At 38.1% G+C, this 1,243-nt stretch carries 1 pseudogene; it reads right to left on the reverse strand.

The features are described 5' to 3' along the window. A pseudogene (locus CQ839_RS26110) lies at positions 1-1,143 on the reverse strand (ISAzo13 family transposase); the annotation flags it as partial. Between the last annotated feature and the right edge of the window lie 100 nt (positions 1,144-1,243).

Raw genomic sequence — 1,243 nt, forward strand, 5'->3', positions numbered from 1 at the left:
TAGGAAGATATTCATCAAAAATGATAGGTAGATTTTCCTTGAAACCATCAGCGACTTCTCTACCTTTGGCATAGACCTTATCCATAAGATTGACAACTACACTCAAGCCAGTTTTGGTAGAAGTTTTTTCAATGAGGGATTTTACTAACTCAATACTGGTAAAAATAGCTCCCTGACAAGCTCTGGTCACATGAGGAAATAAACGATGCTCAATGGGGTTGAATTTCGATGTATAGGGAGGATAATGGGCTACTCTAATTTCGATACCAATTTCAGTTGCCAATTTCTGTAGATCCTCCTTAAAAATGTAGTAGTTTGAGCTATTGCTGCCCCCGCCATCACATAAAAGCAAGATAGATTTAGCAAAGGCATAATAAAACTGCCCTAATTGTTGCCACCATTGCCTGATACTGTCGCAAGCAAATTCAGTGGTGTCTCGGCTATTACCCAAATTAATAAAACCTTCATTTCTCTGTATATCGTAGATGCCGTAAGGAATTATTACCCCACTCGCTAAATTAGGAAAGTCATGGTCTAACACTTCTATTACTTCAGTTGTGTAGAGTTTACCTGCTCGATATAGGTTGCCGATATACTCTTTTTTTTGGTGTCTATACTCATAATTGGATTACCTGTATCCTTATACTCTTGCTTAAGGCAGTTGATATTTTCAAACTGTTCGTTACGATTTGCTGTTTCTCCTGTCGCCAATTGCTTTTGTGCTTTGCGTTTTACATAATTATGCCTATCTAGTAGTTGCCTGACAATGGGCTTGCTTATCTCTATTCCCTGTTTGTTTAATCCTGCAACTATTTGGGCTTGGTTTAAGTATGTCCATTTTATCTCTGCTTGCATTGGATCTCCTGCTGTGTGTTCTTGCACCACTCGCTGAAATGCCTGCTCTAGTTCTGGTATTTTCTCAAAGCAACTTTTCCTCCCACCACCTCTGACTCGAATAGCTTTTTCATTAAACTTTTCTGGGACTGCATTTTCTATTTCGTTTTTTCCTTCTGTAATTGTATTTCGATGACACCCGAATAGCTCTGATATGTACTTTATTCCTCCATGTCCTAGCTTTTTTGCTTCAATAGCTGCATACCTGCGTTGATCTTTCTCGCACAGTGAATCGTAAAATTTCAACATCTCTGTCTCAAGTTCTTCGCTGTAATAACCCAAAATTATTCCTTTTTTCTCTTTGTCTGAGCTTATCCTAATTTGCACAAGTTATTTATTTTTCATTCCT

This window comes from Pseudanabaena sp. BC1403 (assembly GCF_002914585.1).
Lineage (GTDB): Bacteria > Cyanobacteriota > Cyanobacteriia > Pseudanabaenales > Pseudanabaenaceae > Pseudanabaena.